Origin of the sequence: Streptomyces sp. NPDC101152, assembly GCF_044768275.1 — a bacterium.
In the GTDB taxonomy this organism is placed as follows: domain Bacteria; phylum Actinomycetota; class Actinomycetes; order Streptomycetales; family Streptomycetaceae; genus Streptomyces.
The window spans coordinates 31,494-47,138 of the sequence record NZ_JBIWPO010000029.1 but is presented as its reverse complement, the minus strand read 5'-3'; the positions used below and the strand labels follow the sequence as shown (position 1 = coordinate 47,138).

The window sequence follows — 15,645 nt, the reverse complement described above, 5'->3', positions numbered from 1 at the left end:
GCTGCGAGAATCATGAAGATCCACAAGTACGACACCGTCATCGTCGGCGCCGGTGGCGCCGGTATGCGCGCCGCCATCGAGTCGACGAAGCGCAGCCGCACCGCCGTGCTGACCAAGCTCTACCCCACCCGCTCCCACACGGGCGCCGCGCAGGGCGGCATGGCCGCCGCGCTGGCCAACGTGGAAGAGGACAACTGGGAGTGGCACACCTTCGACACGGTCAAGGGCGGTGACTACCTGGTCGACCAGGACGCCGCCGAGATCCTGGCGAAGGAGGCCATCGACTCGGTCCTCGACCTGGAGAAGATGGGCCTGCCGTTCAACCGCACCCCGAACGGCACGATCGACCAGAGGCGCTTCGGCGGTCACTCCCGCAACCACGGCGAGGCCCCGGTCCGCCGCTCCTGCTACGCGGCCGACCGCACCGGCCACATGATCCTCCAGACGCTCTACCAGAACTGTGTGAAGGAGGGCGTGGAGTTCTTCAACGAGTTCTACGTCCTGGACCAGTTGATCACCGAGGTCGACGGTGTGAAGCGGTCGGCCGGTGTGGTGGCGTACGAGCTGGCGACGGGTGAGATCCACATCTTCCAGGCGAAGGCCGTGATCTACGCGTCCGGTGGCTGCGGCAAGTTCTTCAAGGTGACGTCCAACGCGCACACCCTGACCGGTGACGGCCAGGCCGCCGTCTACCGGCGCGGGCTGCCGCTGGAGGACATGGAGTTCTTCCAGTTCCACCCGACCGGCATCTGGCGCATGGGCATCCTGCTGACGGAGGGCGCCCGCGGTGAGGGCGGCATCCTGCGCAACAAGGACGGCGAGCGCTTCATGGAGAAGTACGCGCCGGTCATGAAGGACCTCGCGTCCCGTGACGTCGTCTCCCGCTCCATCTACACGGAGATCCGTGAGGGCCGCGGCTGCGGTCCCGAGGGCGACCACGTCTACCTGGACCTCACGCACCTCCCGCCGGAGCAGCTGGACGCCAAGCTGCCCGACATCACCGAGTTCGCCCGCACCTACCTGGGCATCGAGCCGTACACGGACCCGATCCCGATCCAGCCCACCGCGCACTACGCGATGGGCGGCATCCCGACGAACGTCGAGGGCGAGGTGCTCTCCGACAACACGACCGTGGTCCCGGGTCTGTACGCCGCCGGTGAGGTCGCCTGCGTGTCGGTGCACGGCGCCAACCGTCTGGGCACGAACTCCCTCCTGGACATCAACGTGTTCGGCCGCAGGGCCGGCATCGCGGCGGCGGAGTACAGCCAGAAGGCCGACTTCGTCGAGCTGCCGGAGAACCCCGCCGAGTTCGTCGTCTCGCAGATCGAGCGGCTGCGGTCGTCGACGGGCACCGAGCGCGTGTCCGTGCTGCGCCGCGAGCTGCAGGAGACCATGGACGCCAACGTCATGGTGTTCCGCACCGAGCAGACGATCAAGACGGCCGTCGAGAAGATCGCCGAGCTGCGCGAGCGCTACAAGAACGTCGCGATCCAGGACAAGGGCAAGCGGTTCAACACGGACCTGCTGGAGGCCGTCGAGCTGGGTAACCTGCTGGAGCTGGCCGAGGTCATGGCGGTCTCCGCGCTGGCCCGCAAGGAGTCCCGCGGCGGTCACTACCGCGAGGACTACCCGAACCGCGACGACGTCAACTTCATGCGCCACACCATGGCGTACCGCGAGGTGGGCGACGACGGCACCGAGACCGTGCGCCTGGACTACAAGCCGGTCGTCCAGACCCGCTACCAGCCGATGGAGCGTAAGTACTGATGGCAACTCCGACCCTGGAGAAGGCGGACGCGGCCCCCGAGCCCGGCTTCGCCGACTCCCCGTACATCACCGTCACGCTGCGCGTCCGCCGGTTCAACCCGGAGGTCTCGGCCGAGGCGACCTGGGAAGACTTCCAGCTGGAGATCGACCCGAAGGAGCGCGTCCTCGACGCCCTCCACAAGATCAAGTGGGACCTCGACGGCACGCTGACCTTCCGTCGCTCGTGCGCCCACGGCATCTGCGGCTCGGACGCGATGCGGATCAACGGCAAGAACCGTCTCGCCTGCAAGACGCTGATCAAGGACATCAACCCCGAGAAGCCGATCACGGTCGAGGCCATCAAGGGCCTGACGGTGCTCAAGGACCTCGTGGTCGACATGGAGCCGTTCTTCCAGGCGTACCGGGACGTCATGCCCTTCCTCATCACGAAGGACACGAACGAGCCCACGCGCGAGCGGCTGCAGTCGGCTCAGGACCGCGAGCGCTTCGACGACACCACGAAGTGCATCCTGTGCGCCGCGTGCACGTCGTCGTGCCCGGTCTTCTGGAACGACGGCCAGTACTTCGGTCCGGCCGCCATCGTCAACGCGCACCGCTTCATCTTCGACTCGCGTGACGAGGCGGGCGAGCAGCGCCTGGAGATCCTCAACGACCGCGACGGCGTCTGGCGCTGCCGCACCACCTTCAACTGCACGGACGCCTGCCCCCGTGGCATCGAGGTCACCAAGGCGATCCAGGAAGTCAAGCGGGCGCTCATCACGCGCCGTTTCTGACCTTCCGCCGTCATCCGGGGCCCTGTTTCCGCCACTTCGGAAACAGGGCCCCGCGGTGTGTGTGACCAGGTGGCGGCGGGAGAGGCCCGGCTGGCAATATGAGGCGCTGATCCGGCAGTCCGATCGGAGCGGGCCGGGAAACGGGGGACGAGAGCATGAGCGAGCCGAATCCGTACCAGAGCGGAGCGGGCGAGTGGGGCCCGCAGCAGCCGCCCGCCCAGCCGGCCGGACCGCCGCCCGCCATGCCGCCCACGACACCGCCGCCCGGGTACGGCTACCCCGGCCCGGAGCAGCCGGCGTACGGCTACCCGCAGCAGCCCGCCACGCCGGCCTACGGCTTCCCCCCGCCGGGCGCTCCTGGCCCCGTGGGCGGGGCCCCGCTGCTGGCCATCGGGGACATCACGGTGATGGGCGACCAGATCATCACGCCCGCCGGCACCCTCCCGCTGCGCGGCGCGGTGTGGAACGCCACCGACATGTCGCACACCGAGGAGAAGATCCCGACGGTCGCGATCGTGCTCGCGATCATCTTCTTCATCTTCTGCCTCCTCGGGTTGTTCTTCCTCCTGATGAAGGAGAAGCGGACCACCGGCTTCATCCAGGTCACGGTGACCAGCGCGGGCCGGCACCACTCGACGATGATCCCGGCCCTCGGTCCGCACACCTTCCCGGCGGTCATGGGCCAGATCAACTACGCCCGCTCGCTCAGCAGCATGTGAAGCCCACGGCCGGCCAATCACGGGTCCCGGCCGCCTTCCCACCTATTCTGACGGTATGTCAGATGACCAGTCGTACGAACTGCTCGGATTCGACAACGTCCTGCTGCCCGTCGGCGACCTCGGCGCGGCGGTCGACTTCTACGAGCGCGCCGGGTTCGCCGTGGGCTTCCGCCTCGACGAGGCCGGGATCGCGCTGCTGAAGGTCGGGGCGGAGACGCCCGGGATCCTGCTGCGGCAGGAGGACGAGCTGGGGCACCGGCCGCCGCCGTGGCCCGCGCCCCGCGTGTGGATCGAGGTGGCCGACGCCCGGAAGGCGGCCGACGCCCTCTCCGCGGCGGGCATCGTCCCCCTCGACGCCCCCTTCCCGGTGGCCACCGGCTGGACCGTGGAGATCGCCGACCCGTGGGGCAACGTCATCGGCTTCACGGACTACACCAAGCGCCCGGAACTGGGCCGCCGCCCCTGAGCGGGCCTCAAGGCCTGAGGGGTCCGGCGGGTCACCCCGTAGGCTCTCGTGCGTGTCAGCGAAGAACGACAGCCCGCCGCACGACGAGGGCGCGCCCAGCAAGTCCGAGCAGACCCGTGCGCTGATCCTCGAGACCGCGATGCGGCTGTTCCAGGAGCGGGGCTACGACCGGACGACCATGCGGGCCATCGCCCAGGAGGCCGGGGTCTCGGTCGGCAACGCGTACTACTACTTCGCCGGCAAGGAACACCTGATCCAGGGCTTCTACGACCGCATCGCCGCCGAGCACCAGGTGGCGGTCCGGGAGGTGCTGGGCCGGGAGACCGAACTGGAGGCGCGGCTCGCGGGCGTGCTGAAGGCGTGGCTGGACATCGCGGCGCCGTACCACGAGTTCGCGATCCAGTTCTTCAAGAACGCCGCCGACCCGGACAGTCCGCTCAGCCCCTTCTCCGAGGAGTCGGAGCACGCGCGCGGGGAGGCGATCTCCGTCCACCGCGAGGTGCTGGCGGGCGCGACGGGGACCAAGGTGCCGGACGAACTCCGGGACGTCCTGCCCGAGTTGATGTGGCTCGCCCAGATGGGCCTGGTCCTGTACTGGATCTTCGACCGCACTCAGGGGCGGGAGCGCAGCTACCGGCTTGCCGAGAGGGGGGCCCGGTTGACGGCTCGTGGCGTGTCGCTGGCCCGCTTCCGGGTGCTCCGGCCGCTGGTGCGGGAGGTGCACGAGCTGTTCACGGACTTCCTGCCGGGGATGACGAAGGTGCTGCCGGAGCCGGGGGGCAAGGGGCACGCGAGGTGATCCACTTTCGGGTGAAGCGGATCGAACGGGACACCTGCCGTCCCGCGGGCCTACGATGATGCTCGGGACACCAGCCCATGGGAGGCACCTGATGTCCGCAGCAGCTGTCGAGCGGCCGCACGAGGAATGGTCGCAGATCGCCGAGGCGAACCACATCATGGAGAGCGTTCCGGGCCTCCGCGTCGAGATCATCGGAGACCAGATCCTCGTCAGCCCACCGCCGGACGGCCCTCACTCCGAAGCACTGATGCTGTTCGCAACCCCGTTCCTGGGCCTGGGTCTCGTGCGTGCGCTCCCGGGCATCGGTCTCTGACTGCCCAGCGGTGCGGAGGACTACGCGATCCCAGATCTGTCGGTGATCGACGACGACTACCGTGATCACTTGGTCGAGAACAGCTGTTACGACCCGACGTGCTTCCGCCTGGTCATGGAGGTCACCTCCAGCAACTGGAAAACAGACCTGCAGACCAAGGTCAACTACTACGCCGAGGCCCGGATCCCTGTCTACGTGATCGTCGACCGCAAGCACCAGCGCCTCCACGTGCTGGCCGAGCCGACGGCCCGCGGCTACGTCAAACACGGGATCCACATTCCCGGGGAGCTGGTCACGCTCCCCGAGTCCGTGGGTGGCAAGGTCGTGCTGGACGTCGAGCGCCTCCTCAAAGCCGGACTGGCCTGAACTAGTTGACCGCGTCCACCTGCCCCTCCGCCAGCTCCACGTCGTACAGCAGCGGCCCCTCCGTCACCACGACGTGCGCCGCCCGTGACCCGTACGACGGAGCCGTCGTCGCCAGCAGATAGGCGCCCGGCGCCGGTACCGACACGATGTACGAGCCGTCCGCCAGGGACGTCACCCGGTCCAGTTGACGACCGCCCTTCGACAGCAGCGTCACCGAGGCGCCCTCCACGGGGTCGCCGTCGGCCGTGCGGATGAAGCCGTGGATCACCGAGGCGGGGCCCTCCCCGGTCGCCGGTGACTCCGGCGCCTCCTCCTTCGGCTCGACCGCGAGATGCGGCAGCCGCTTCTCCAGCCAGCCCGGGAGCCACCAGTTGGACTTCCCGAGCAGATGCATCGCCGCCGGCACCAGTGCCGTCCGCAGGATGAACGCGTCCAGCGCCACGGCGGCGGCCAGGCCCACGCCCGCCATCGCCGCGCCCGAGTCGCCGCTCAGGACGAACGCCATGAAGACGCAGACCATGATGAGCGCGGCCGAGTTGATCACCCGGCTGGTCTCCGCCAGGCCGACCCGCACGGCGCGCGCGTTGTCGCGGGTGTGGACCCACTCCTCGTGCATGCGGCTCACCAGGAACACCTGGTAGTCCATCGAGAGCCCGAAGAGCAGCGACAGCATGATGACCGGCAGGAACGCGTTGATCGGGCCCTCCTTGCCGAGGCCGAGCAGGCTCAGGCCCCAGCCCCACTGGAAGATCGCGACCAGCACGCCGAAGGAGGCCGCCGCGGCGATCAGGTTCATCAGGGCCGCCGTCAGCGGGACGACCAGGGAGCGGAAGGCCACCAGGAGCAGCAGGAAACCGAGGCCGATGATCGTCGCGATGAAGAGGGGCAGGCGGTTGCCGGTCACCGAGGCGAAGTCCTTGGACACCGCCGTCACCCCGCCCACGTGTGCCGTGGCGCCCGCGCGCGGGATCACCTTGTCGCGCAGGGTGTCGATGAGGTCGTCGGTCTGCTTCGACTGCGGCGACGTCGTCGGTACGACCTGGATGACCGTCACGCCCTTCGCGGGCGGGAGGGCGGCCACGCGGGCGACACCGGGCGTCGACTCGATGCCCTTGACCAGGGTGGCGGTGTCGCCGCTCTGGGTGACCACCTGGAGGGGGCCGTTGAAGCCGGGGCCGAAGCCCTCGGCGAGCAGGTCGTACGCCTTGCGGGTGGTCGTGGACGCGTCGTCGTTGCCCTGGTCGGTGGCGCCGAGACGCAGCGACAGCACCGGGACGGCGAGGACGGCCATGACGACCAGGGCGAGTGCGGCGATCCGCCGGGGACGCCGCTGCACGTTCGCCGACCAGCGCGCGGCGAGACCGCTCGCCCGCTCCGGCTCGGGTCCCTCGGCGGCGAGCCTGCGGCGCTGGCGCCGGCTGAGTACCCGCGGGCCCAGGAAGCCGAGCAGGGCCGGCAGGAGGGTCGTGGCGGCCAGCACGCTGAGCACCACCGTCAGGGACGTGCCGACGACCACGCCGTCCAGGAAGCGCAGCCGGGTCACGAGCATGCCGGCGAGCGCGATGCAGACCGTGCCGCCCGCGAACAGCACCGCCCGGCCGGAGGTGTTGAGGGCGGTGACCGCCGACTCCTCGGGCGCCATGCCCCGCAGGATGCCGCGTCGGTGCCGGGTGACGATGAACAGGGCGTAGTCGATGCCCACGCCGAGGCCGATCAGGGAGGCGAGCAGCGGGGCGATGTCGGGGATGTCGGTGGCGTGGCTCAGCAACTGGGTGGAGAACAGGCCCATGCCGACGCCGAAGACCGCGATGGCGATCGGCAGCATCATCGCGAAGAACGAGCCGAAGGCCAGGAAGAGCACCACGGCCGCGGCGACGATGCCGACCATCTCCGACAGACCCTGCGGCGGCGACTGGATGCGCTGGATGGCCTGGCCGCCCAACTCGACGTGCACTCCCGCCCCGCGTGCGCCCTGCGCGGTGTCGACGACGTTCTGGACGAGGTTCTTGGGCACCTCGTTGGCCCGCTTGGTGAAGGTCAGCTGGGCGTACGCGACGGTGCCGTCGCGGCTGATCTGGGCCGCCCCGCGCGGGCCGGCGTAGGGGCTGGTGACCGCGCCCACGCCGTCCATGGCGGCGATCCTGTCGAGGGCGGGCCGGATCCGGTCCTGGACCGCCTGGTCCCGCACCGAGCCGCCGTCGACCTTCCACACGACGGTGTCCGTGTCGCCCGAGGTGGCCGGGAAGGCCTTCTGCATGAGGTCGTACGCGCTCTTGGAGTCCGTGTCGGGGAGGGAGAAGACGTTCGCGTAGTTCGTCCCCGCCGCCGAGGCCGAGAAGCCCAGGCCGAACAGTGCCCCCACCCACAGCAACAGGACCACCAGCCGGTGCCGGTAGCACCAGCGTGCCAATGCCGCCACGATCAACGCTCCTTAGTCGGTCGTCGGTTGGTCCCCCCAGGTCCTGGGAACAGGATTGGCGCCACCACGCGCGCGTGGTGCGAACGCGCCATGACTCTCAAGGAACTCCAAGGACAGGATCCGGCCCGACTGTCGGTGGCCCGCCCGATACTGGGGGCATGACGACGGCTGAAGGCACCGTGCTGGTGGTGGAGGACGAGCCGAGCATCGCGGACGTTCTCGCCATCGCCCTGCGTTACCACCGCTTCGAGGTGATGACCGCGGGCACCGTCCGCGAGGCCCGTGCGCTCGTCCAGCGCACCCGGCCGGACGCGGCGCTGCTCGACGTGATGCTCCCGGACGGGGACGGCCGTGTGCTGGGCCGCGAACTGCGCGCCGAGCGGCCCGACCTGGCGCTCGTCTTCCTCACCGCGCGGGACTCGCCCGCCGAGATCGTCGGCGCGCTGGGCTTCGGCGACGACTACATCACCAAGCCGTTCAACATCGACGAGGTCATCGCCCGGGTCACGGCGGTCCTGCGCCGCACCCGCCCGGCGGACGTCCTGCCGCAGCGCCCGCCGCTGCGCTACGGCGACCTGGAACTGGACGAGGCGACCTACAGCGTCCACCGCGCGGGCCGCACGGTCGAGCTCACCCCCACCGAGTACGCGCTGCTGCGCTTCCTGGTGCGCAACGGCGGCCGGATCGTGCCCAAGGAGCAACTGCTGCGCCACGTCTGGCAGTACGAGCACGCCCCCGCCGAGTCGACCGTGGTGGAGACCTACATCAGCTATCTGCGGCGCAAACTGGACGCGTTGGGACCGCCGGTGATCACCACCCGGCGTGGCGTCGGATACGGGCTGGCATGAAGGTCAAAAGGCCCCTGCGCCACCATCACGGCATCCACTCGCTGCGCGGCAAGCTGACGCTGGCCAACGTCGCGCTGCTGGCGATCGGGATCGTCGCGGCGACCGCGGTCAGCCTGGTGGGCATGCGGCACTATCTGATCGGCCAGATCGACACCGGGCTGACCAAGATGCGCGACTCGCTGGGCAGTTCGCAGCTCACCATGCGGCAGGTGGACTCGCTGGGCGCCCTCGCCTTCGCCCGGGACCGGCTCGTCGGCACCGACGAGCAGCCGCGACCGGACTCCATCTACACCGCGGTCGACGCCCGCTCCCGGCCCCTGAGCGTCTTCGGCGTCCACCCCACCACCGCCCAGCGCGCCCTGGCCGCCGCCGTACCCGATCCGCGGGCCCTGGTGAAGGACTCCGCACCGCACCAGATCACCGTGAACGGCGCCACCTACCGGGCCACGGCCACCCGTCTCGCCGACGGCACCTACGTACTGCTCGCCACCTCGACGGAGGCCCTGCACCGGGGCATCGGCAAGGCCCTCAAGCTCGACCTGGCGGTCGGGACACTGCTGCTGGCGCTGCTGTGCTGTCTGACGATGTTCAGCGTCCGGCGCCGGATGCGGCCGCTGGAGGACATGGTGGAGACGTCGTCGGCGATCGCCGAGGGCGACCTGACCCGGCGCGTGCCCTCCAGCGAACATCCGACGCAGGAGGTCGAGCAGCTGCGCCTCGCCCTCAACTCCATGCTGCACCAGGTCGAGTCGGCGCACCGCACGCGCGAGCACAGCTCGGCCCAGCTGCGCCGGTTCGTCGCCGACGCCTCGCACGAGCTGCGCACCCCGCTGTCCGCGATACGCGGCTATCTCCAGCTGTACGACAAGGGCATGCTGAGCGATCCGGACGAGCGCAAGCGGGCCTGGGAGCGGGTGCTGGCGGAGACCGACCGCATGGGGCGCCTGGTCGACGAGCTGCTCATGCTGGCCCGCCTGGACCAGCAGCCCGAGCTGCGCCTGCGCAACGTCGACGTGAGCCGTCTGGTGCGGGACGCGGCCGAGGACCTGCGGGTGCAGCAGCCGGACCGGCCCATCGAGGTGGTGGCTCAGGGCTCGCTGCTGGTGCGCGCGGACGAGTCGGGCCTGAGACAGGTGCTGGGCAACCTGCTGGGCAACGTCCGCACCCACACGCCGGCCGAGGTGCCGGTGCGGCTCGGGGTGGAGCGGGCGGACGGGGTCGTACGGCTGTGTGTCGCGGACGAGGGGCCGGGGCTCGGTGAGGAGGACGCGGCGCGGGTCTTCGACCGGTTCTTCCGGGCCGGCGGGGGCGCGGGCAGCGGGCTGGGGCTGGCGATCGTGCAGGGTGTCGTACGGGCGCACGGCGGGGAGGTGGCGGTGTGTACGGCGCCGGGCGAGGGGCTCGCGGTGACGGTCACGCTGCCGGCCCGGGCGCCGGCCGGGGCGTCCTGAGCGGCCGCAGGTGCCGGCGCCGTACCGTCGTCAGGTGCTGGCCAGGACCAGCGCCCACACCGTCTTGCCGTGCCGTCCTCCGCTCCACACGCCCCAGGCCGCCGCGACGTGTTCGACCAGGTGCAGTCCGCGGCCGGTCTCCGCGCCCTGCCCCACGACCCGTAGCCGGGGCTCGAGTTGGCCCTCGTCGGACACCTCGATGAGGCAGGACCCGTCGGCGAGCGCGGTCACCGCGACCTCGAACTCACGCTCCAGCAGCGGCCCGTGGCGTACGACGTTGGTGGCCAGCTCGGACACCAGCAGCATCGCGTCGGCCAGCGCCGGATCGTCCGGTCCGTGTCCCCAGTCGGCGAGATGGTCCCGCACCCGGCGCCGGGCCAGGCCGACGGAGGCCGGGTGCCGGGGCAGCCGGAAGGAGTTGCGTCTCAACACGGTTGCTCCTCACCCCGCGCACACCTCCGCCACATCGTCCTGCGTCGGTAGGATGCCCTGCTTCCCGGGGGCGAATGTCACCAGCGCGAGATCGCGTCAGATCCAGTTGAGGCTCCACAGCCGGAACACGCCCGTTCCGTCGTCCACGTACTGGCTGCCGCCGACGTCCTCGCTGCTGAGCACGTACTCCTTGCCCTGCCACAGCGGGATCACCGGCACGTCCCGGGCGACGTCCTGCTGCAGCGCGCTGAAGTCGGAGGTGGCGTCGCCGCGGTCGGCGTACTGCTGGCTGCTCTGGATCAACTGGTCGACGGCCCGGCTGCTGTAGCCGGTGTTCATGGTGCCCTGGCTGCCGACGAGCGGGGCGCCGAAGGTGTCCGGGTCGGGGTAGTCGGCCACCCAGCCGACGGCGTACGCGTCGAGCTTGCCGGTCGCCCAGTGCTGCTGGAAGGAGGTCCACTCGTAGCCCTTGAGGGTGACCTTGAACAGGCCGCTCCCCTCGAGCTGCTGCTTGATCGCCTCGGCCTCCTGCTGGGAGGAGCCGCGGTTGAGGGCGTAGCCGTAGGTGAAACGTACGGGCACCTTCACGCCGGCCGAGCTGAGCAGGGCCTGCGCCGCCTTGGCGTCCGGCTTGGGGTAGGCGTCGAAGAAGGACGTGGTGTGGCCGGTGATGCCGGTCGGGATCAGCGAGTACAGCGGGTCGACGGTGCCCTGGTACACGGTCGCGGCCAGTCGCTCGCGGTTGATCAGCCAGGCCATGGCGCGGCGGACCAGGACGTTGTGCAGGGGCGAGCTCGCGCGGATGTTGAGGTAGAGGTTGCGGGTCTCGGAGCTGTCGGACTCGGAGACCCGCTGCTTCGGGTCGCTCGGCGACAGCCCGGACAGCACCTTGGGGGGCAGCTGGCGGGTGGCGACGTCGACGTCCTTCCCCTGCCAGGCCTTCTCCAGGGCGTCCGCGTTGGTGTAGTAGACGAGGTCGACGGGCCGGCCGGTGTTCTTCAGGGCCCCCTTGTAGTGGCCGTTGGGGGTGAGGACCGCCTTCTTGCCCTTGGTGTACGAGGTCAGCTCGTACGGTCCGGTGCCGTCGGCGCCGCTGTCCGTGCGCAGGCCGTTCCTCGGGTACTTCTGGCTGTCGACGATCGAGCCGGCCCCGGTGGCCACCTTGAACGGGAAGGTGGCGTCCGGCGAGGACAGGTGGAAGGTGACCGTCAGGCCGTTCGCGTCCACCGAACGCAGCGTGCTCAGCAGGGAGGCCGGACCGACGTCGGACTTGATCGCCTTGACCCGGTCGAAGGAGTACTTGACGTCGTCGGCGGTCATGCCGCGACCGCTCGGGAACGTGAGGCCCGCGCGCAACGTGCAGCGGTACGTGGTCAGTTGGCCGCCCACGAAGTCGCAGCTCTGGGCCGCGTCCGGGACCGGCACCGTGCCGCCCGGCTCGAAGGTCAGCAGCGACTGGAAGACGTTGCTGAACAGCGCCCAGGACCCCGCGTCGTAGGCTCCGGCCGGGTCGAGCGCCGTGACGGCGTCCGTGCTTCCGACCCTGATGGTCTTGTCCGTGCTCTGTTGCGACGGCATCAGCTGCCAGCCGCCGACTCCCACACCCGCCAGTACGAGCAGCGTCGCGAGAATCCGCATGCGCACCGAACGCATCGGTTTGCCTCTCTCCGGGCCTCAGCGGGCCCCACCCCACACATGCCACTCCCCTGGTGGCGCGGCTCACCTAATCACAGAGGTTTCAACCGGGGGAAGAGGGATTTGTCGAGTTGAGAAAGAAGTTACCGCAAGGGGTTTCAGCCATGTTTCACAGCGCGTCCACAAGGTCTGCGGCAAACGGTTCCTCGTGCCCGGCAGGCGTGCGGGTCGTGTCGCGGAACGCTGGTGTCGGTTTGGTGGCTTTCTTCCGGTTATGAAGTGCGGCGCAAAGCGCGCAGTCCACGCAACCCGATGCCGCCGATGACCGTCCCCAATACGAAGGAGACGACGGCGAGCGTCAGGTGCACCCAGAAGTACGCCGTCGGGTGCCCGTTGTCGAACGCGAGCCCGCTGCTGTCCTTGACAAGGTTCTTGACGAAAGTGACCCAGATGACCCAGCTCCACACTCCGAAGACGAGCAGGAACCAGGAGACCGGGCGGCTGAGCTTCATGGGTCCAGTATCTCCGGCGCCCCGGTGGTCCCGTGCCCGGGGTGGGGTGGGAGGTGGGACTTCGCGTCCCGTGCCCTGTACGTTCTCGTCCGTGCCCGCACCCAAGAAGACCGCCAGGCGATCCCTGCTGGTCACCTCCGCCGCCCTGTCGTCGCTCGCGCTGACCGCGCCCGTCGCCCTCGCGGCCCCGAGTCCGTCCCCCAGCCCGTCGGCCAGTCCCCCGGCGAACATGTCGCGCGTGGGCGGCGCCCGCCTCGGGCAGCCGGGGACGCAGGTCGACCTGGGCAGCGGCGCCCCGGTGCTGCCGAAGGGCATCACCGCGCGCTCCTGGATCGTCGCCGACGCCGAGTCCGGTGAGGTGCTCGCCGCGCACAACGCGCACTGGCGGCTGCCTCCGGCGAGCACCATGAAGATGCTGTTCGCGGACACCGTGCTGCCGAAGTTCCCGAGCAGCCAGACGCACAAGGTGGTGCCCGCCGACCTGGCCGGGATGGGCGCCGGCTCCAGCATGGTCGGCATAAAGGAGGGCGAGACGTACACCGTCCACGACCTGTGGCTCGGCGTCTTCCTGCGCTCCGGCAACGACGCCGTGCACGTGCTGTCGGCGATGAACGGCGGCGTGGACAACACCGTCAAGGAGATGAACCAGCACGCCGAGGAGCTCCAGGCCCTCGACACGCATGTGGTGACGCCCGACGGCTACGACGCCCCGGAGCAGGTCTCCTCGGCGTACGACCTGACGCTGTTCGCGCGCTCCGGTCTGCAGAAGAAGGACTTCCGCGAGTACTGCTCGACGGTGCGCACCCAGTTCCCCGGCGAGACGAAGAAGGAGAAGGGCAAGACGGTCCGCAAGTCCTTCGAGATCCAGAACACCAACCGTCTGCTGGCCGGCGACTTCGACGTCTCCGTCTACCAGGGCATCGCGGGCGTCAAGAACGGCAACACGACGAACGCGGGCGCGACCTTCACCGGAGTCGCCGAGCGCAACGGCCGGGTGCTGCTGGTGACGGTGATGCACCCGGAGAAGAACGAGCACAACGAGGTCTACAAGGAGACCGCCAAGCTCTTCGACTGGGGCTTCCAGGCGGCCGGAAAGGCCCGCTCGGTGGGCGAGCTGGTGCCGCCCAGGAGCGCCCAGGCCAGCGCACAGCAAGGGGCGGGCACCTCGGAGGGACAGGCCGGCGGCGCGGGCGCCCCCTCGGGCACGCCCGTGGCGAAGGCCTCGGCCGCGCGCCGCTCGGGTGGCATGGGGGTCGCGTTCGCGATCACCGGTGGGGTGCTGGTGCTGCTCGCGGGCGGCGCGTTCCTGGTCAACCGCCGCTGGCCGCTGCCCGACCTGGTACGTCGTCGTCCTCGTCCCTGACCTTGCGCACCACGCCCGCCCGTTCCTCGCGCTCCTCCTCGCGCAGTTCCTGCTGCTTGCTCTGCGTCGCCGTCCAGGCGGCGCAGAACAGGACGAGCTTCGAGGTGAAGTTGATCCACAGCAGCAGGGCGACGGGGACCCCGAAGGCGCCGTACATGCTCTTCGCGGCGACCCCCTGCATATAGCCGCTGAGCAGCGTCTTCAACAGCTCGAAGCCGACCGCGCCGGTCAGCGCCGCGACGACCAGACGGCGGCGCGGCGGCTCGACCCCGGGCAGCAGGGTGAGGACGTACAGGAGCAGCAGGAAGTCGGCCAGGACGGCGACGGCGAACGCGGCGACGTACAGCAGGAGCCCGCCCCAGCCGCCCTTCTCGATGCCGACCCGCTGGGTGATCCAGCCGACCATCGCGGAGGCGACGGTGGAGACGGCGATCGTGACGAGGACGGCGCCGCCGAGGCCGACGAGGATGCCGAGGTCCTTGGCCTTGCGCAGGAGGGGGTTCTCCTCCTCGTCGGGCAGCTCCCACACCGCGCGCAGGCACTCGCGCGTCGAGCCCGCCCAGCCCACGCCGGTGAAGACCAGCGCGGCGCCGGCGATGAGGCCCACGGTGCCCGCGTTCTGCACCAGGGTGTTGATGTCGAGCTGGTTGGAGATGCCGGGGACCTGCTGGGCGATCTTGTGCTGCAGATCGGCCTGCTGCTGCTTGCTGAGCAGCGCGGCGGCGATCGAGGCGGCCACGGTGAGCAGCGGGAACAGCGCGACGAAGCTGGTGAACGTCATCGCCGCGGCCAGCCTGGCCCACTTCACCCGGTCCAGGCGCTCGAACGACCGCCACGCGTGCGTGGCCATCAGCCGCACCACGAGCGGCCCGACGACGGGAAGCCTTTTCAGCCAGTCCATGATCCGACTCTCCCCCAGGTGACAAGCCCCATGTGCGAGTACCCCGAAAGGGCGGGTTCGTGGCGTGTCACCCGTTCCAGGGATGCGGGCTGACGTTTAGTAACGAATCGCCCATATAAGCGCGATACGGTCACCGGCATGCCTCACCTAGGAGCTGCTGTCGTGAAGGACACCCCCGGCCTGCCCCAGTCCCTGCTCGTCCTCGGCGGTACGTCCGAGATCGCCCTCGCCACCGCCCGCCGGCTGATCGCCCGCCGCACGCGCACGGTGTGGCTCGCGGGACGCCCCTCGCCCGCCCTGGAGCGGGCCGCGGAGGACCTGCGGGGGCTCGGCGCGGACGTGCACACCGTCGCCTTCGACGCGCTGGACACCGACTCCCACGAGGCGGCCCTGGGCAAGGTGTTCGCCGAGAGCGACGTCGACATGGTGCTGCTCGCCTTCGGCCTCCACGGTGACCAGGCGCGCGACGAGCGCGACCCGGCGGCCGCGGTGCGAATCGCGCAGACCAACTACACGGGCGCGGTGTCGGCGGGTCTGGTCACCGCCCGCGCGTTGCAGGCGCAGGGCCACGGCTCGCTGGTCGTGCTGTCCTCCGTCGCCGGGGAACGGGCGCGCCGCCGCGACTTCATCTACGGCTCCAGCAAGGCCGGCCTGGACGCCTTCGCCCAGGGCCTGGGCGACGCACTGCACGGCACGGGCGTGCACGTGATGGTCGTACGCCCCGGGGCGACGACCCCTCAGGCGGTCGCGACGGCCGTGGAACTGGGCCTGCGCCGCCGCTCGGAGACGGTCTGGGTGCCCGGCACCCTGCGGGTGGTGATGGCGGCACTGCGGCACGTCCCGCGCGCGGTGTTCCGCCGACTGCCGGTGTGACGCCTGGG

14 protein-coding genes and 1 pseudogene are annotated in these 15,645 nt (G+C 70.2%); 10 read left to right on the top strand and 5 right to left on the bottom strand.

All coding sequences use genetic code 11. The features are described from left to right. Nucleotides 1-12: 12 nt before the first annotated feature. The 6 genes and pseudogenes from sdhA to ACIRVK_RS30225 all read left to right on the top strand — a co-directional run bounded on the left by sdhA (nt 13) and on the right by ACIRVK_RS30225 (nt 5,203). Nucleotides 13-1,767, top strand: coding sequence for a succinate dehydrogenase flavoprotein subunit (gene sdhA / locus ACIRVK_RS30250; RefSeq protein ID WP_404252575.1), 1,755 nt, complete (start codon nt 13-15; stop codon nt 1,765-1,767). Beyond that, nucleotides 1,767-2,540, top strand: coding sequence for a succinate dehydrogenase iron-sulfur subunit (locus tag ACIRVK_RS30245; protein WP_404252573.1), 774 nt, complete (start codon nt 1,767-1,769; stop codon nt 2,538-2,540). The genes sdhA and ACIRVK_RS30245 overlap by 1 nt, the downstream gene beginning before the upstream one ends. Nucleotides 2,541-2,695: 155 nt before the next feature. Beyond that, entirely contained in the window at nt 2,696-3,259 is a 564-nt protein-coding gene (locus tag ACIRVK_RS30240) for a hypothetical protein (protein ID WP_404252571.1), read from the top strand. Between the two features lie 55 nt (nt 3,260-3,314). After that, a complete protein-coding gene (locus tag ACIRVK_RS30235) occupies nt 3,315-3,725 on the top strand; it encodes a VOC family protein (protein WP_404252569.1) in 411 nt (136 codons plus the stop codon). 52 nt (nt 3,726-3,777) lie between these two features. Continuing rightward, on the top strand, nt 3,778-4,524 hold the full coding sequence (locus ACIRVK_RS30230; RefSeq protein WP_404252567.1) for a TetR family transcriptional regulator: 747 nt from the start codon (nt 3,778-3,780) through the stop codon (nt 4,522-4,524). 91 nt (nt 4,525-4,615) lie between these two features. Beyond that, a pseudogene (locus ACIRVK_RS30225) lies at nt 4,616-5,203 on the top strand (Uma2 family endonuclease). Nucleotide 5,204: 1 nt separating this feature from the next. Here ACIRVK_RS30225 and ACIRVK_RS30220 read toward each other — a convergent pair. Continuing rightward, nucleotides 5,205-7,613, bottom strand: a complete 2,409-nt coding sequence (locus ACIRVK_RS30220) for an MMPL family transporter (RefSeq protein ID WP_404252691.1) — start codon at nt 7,611-7,613, stop codon at nt 5,205-5,207. Between the two features lie 167 nt (nt 7,614-7,780). Between ACIRVK_RS30220 and ACIRVK_RS30215 the strand changes: the two genes are divergently transcribed. Both ACIRVK_RS30215 and ACIRVK_RS30210 read left to right on the top strand, forming a co-directional pair. Next, nucleotides 7,781-8,470, top strand: coding sequence for a response regulator transcription factor (locus tag ACIRVK_RS30215; protein WP_404252565.1), 690 nt, complete (start codon nt 7,781-7,783; stop codon nt 8,468-8,470). Beyond that, nucleotides 8,467-9,921: a sensor histidine kinase gene (locus ACIRVK_RS30210; protein ID WP_404252563.1), complete on the top strand. Its 1,455-nt coding sequence runs from the start codon at nt 8,467-8,469 to the stop codon at nt 9,919-9,921. Before ACIRVK_RS30215 ends, ACIRVK_RS30210 begins: the two co-directional genes overlap by 4 nt. 30 nt (nt 9,922-9,951) lie before the next feature. On the opposite strand, the gene ACIRVK_RS30205 is transcribed toward ACIRVK_RS30210, so the two are convergent. The 3 genes from ACIRVK_RS30205 to ACIRVK_RS30195 all read right to left on the bottom strand — a co-directional run bounded on the left by ACIRVK_RS30205 (nt 9,952) and on the right by ACIRVK_RS30195 (nt 12,500). Next, nucleotides 9,952-10,353 carry an ATP-binding protein gene (locus ACIRVK_RS30205; RefSeq protein WP_404252561.1) on the bottom strand — a complete coding sequence of 134 codons (402 nt, stop codon included), beginning with the start codon at nt 10,351-10,353 and terminating at the stop codon, nt 9,952-9,954. Between the two features lie 96 nt (nt 10,354-10,449). Then, entirely contained in the window at nt 10,450-12,006 is a 1,557-nt protein-coding gene (locus ACIRVK_RS30200; protein WP_404252559.1) for an ABC transporter substrate-binding protein, read from the bottom strand. A gap of 254 nt (nt 12,007-12,260) precedes the next feature. After that, nucleotides 12,261-12,500: an SCO4848 family membrane protein gene (locus tag ACIRVK_RS30195; protein WP_404252557.1), complete on the bottom strand. Its 240-nt coding sequence runs from the start codon at nt 12,498-12,500 to the stop codon at nt 12,261-12,263. Between the two features lie 91 nt (nt 12,501-12,591). On the opposite strand from ACIRVK_RS30195, the gene ACIRVK_RS30190 reads away from it, so the two are divergent. Then, nucleotides 12,592-13,863, top strand: coding sequence for a D-alanyl-D-alanine carboxypeptidase family protein (locus ACIRVK_RS30190; protein WP_404252555.1), 1,272 nt, complete (start codon nt 12,592-12,594; stop codon nt 13,861-13,863). On the opposite strand, the gene ACIRVK_RS30185 is transcribed toward ACIRVK_RS30190, so the two are convergent. Next, nucleotides 13,811-14,764 carry a YihY/virulence factor BrkB family protein gene (locus ACIRVK_RS30185; RefSeq protein ID WP_404252553.1) on the bottom strand — a complete coding sequence of 318 codons (954 nt, stop codon included), beginning with the start codon at nt 14,762-14,764 and terminating at the stop codon, nt 13,811-13,813. The two genes, ACIRVK_RS30190 and ACIRVK_RS30185, sit on opposite strands and share 53 nt — an antisense overlap. Before the next feature lie 162 nt (nt 14,765-14,926). Here ACIRVK_RS30185 and ACIRVK_RS30180 point away from each other — a divergent pair, with 162 nt between their 5' ends. After that, nucleotides 14,927-15,637 carry an SDR family NAD(P)-dependent oxidoreductase gene (locus ACIRVK_RS30180; protein WP_404252551.1) on the top strand — a complete coding sequence of 237 codons (711 nt, stop codon included), beginning with the start codon at nt 14,927-14,929 and terminating at the stop codon, nt 15,635-15,637. Nucleotides 15,638-15,645 lie beyond the last annotated feature (8 nt).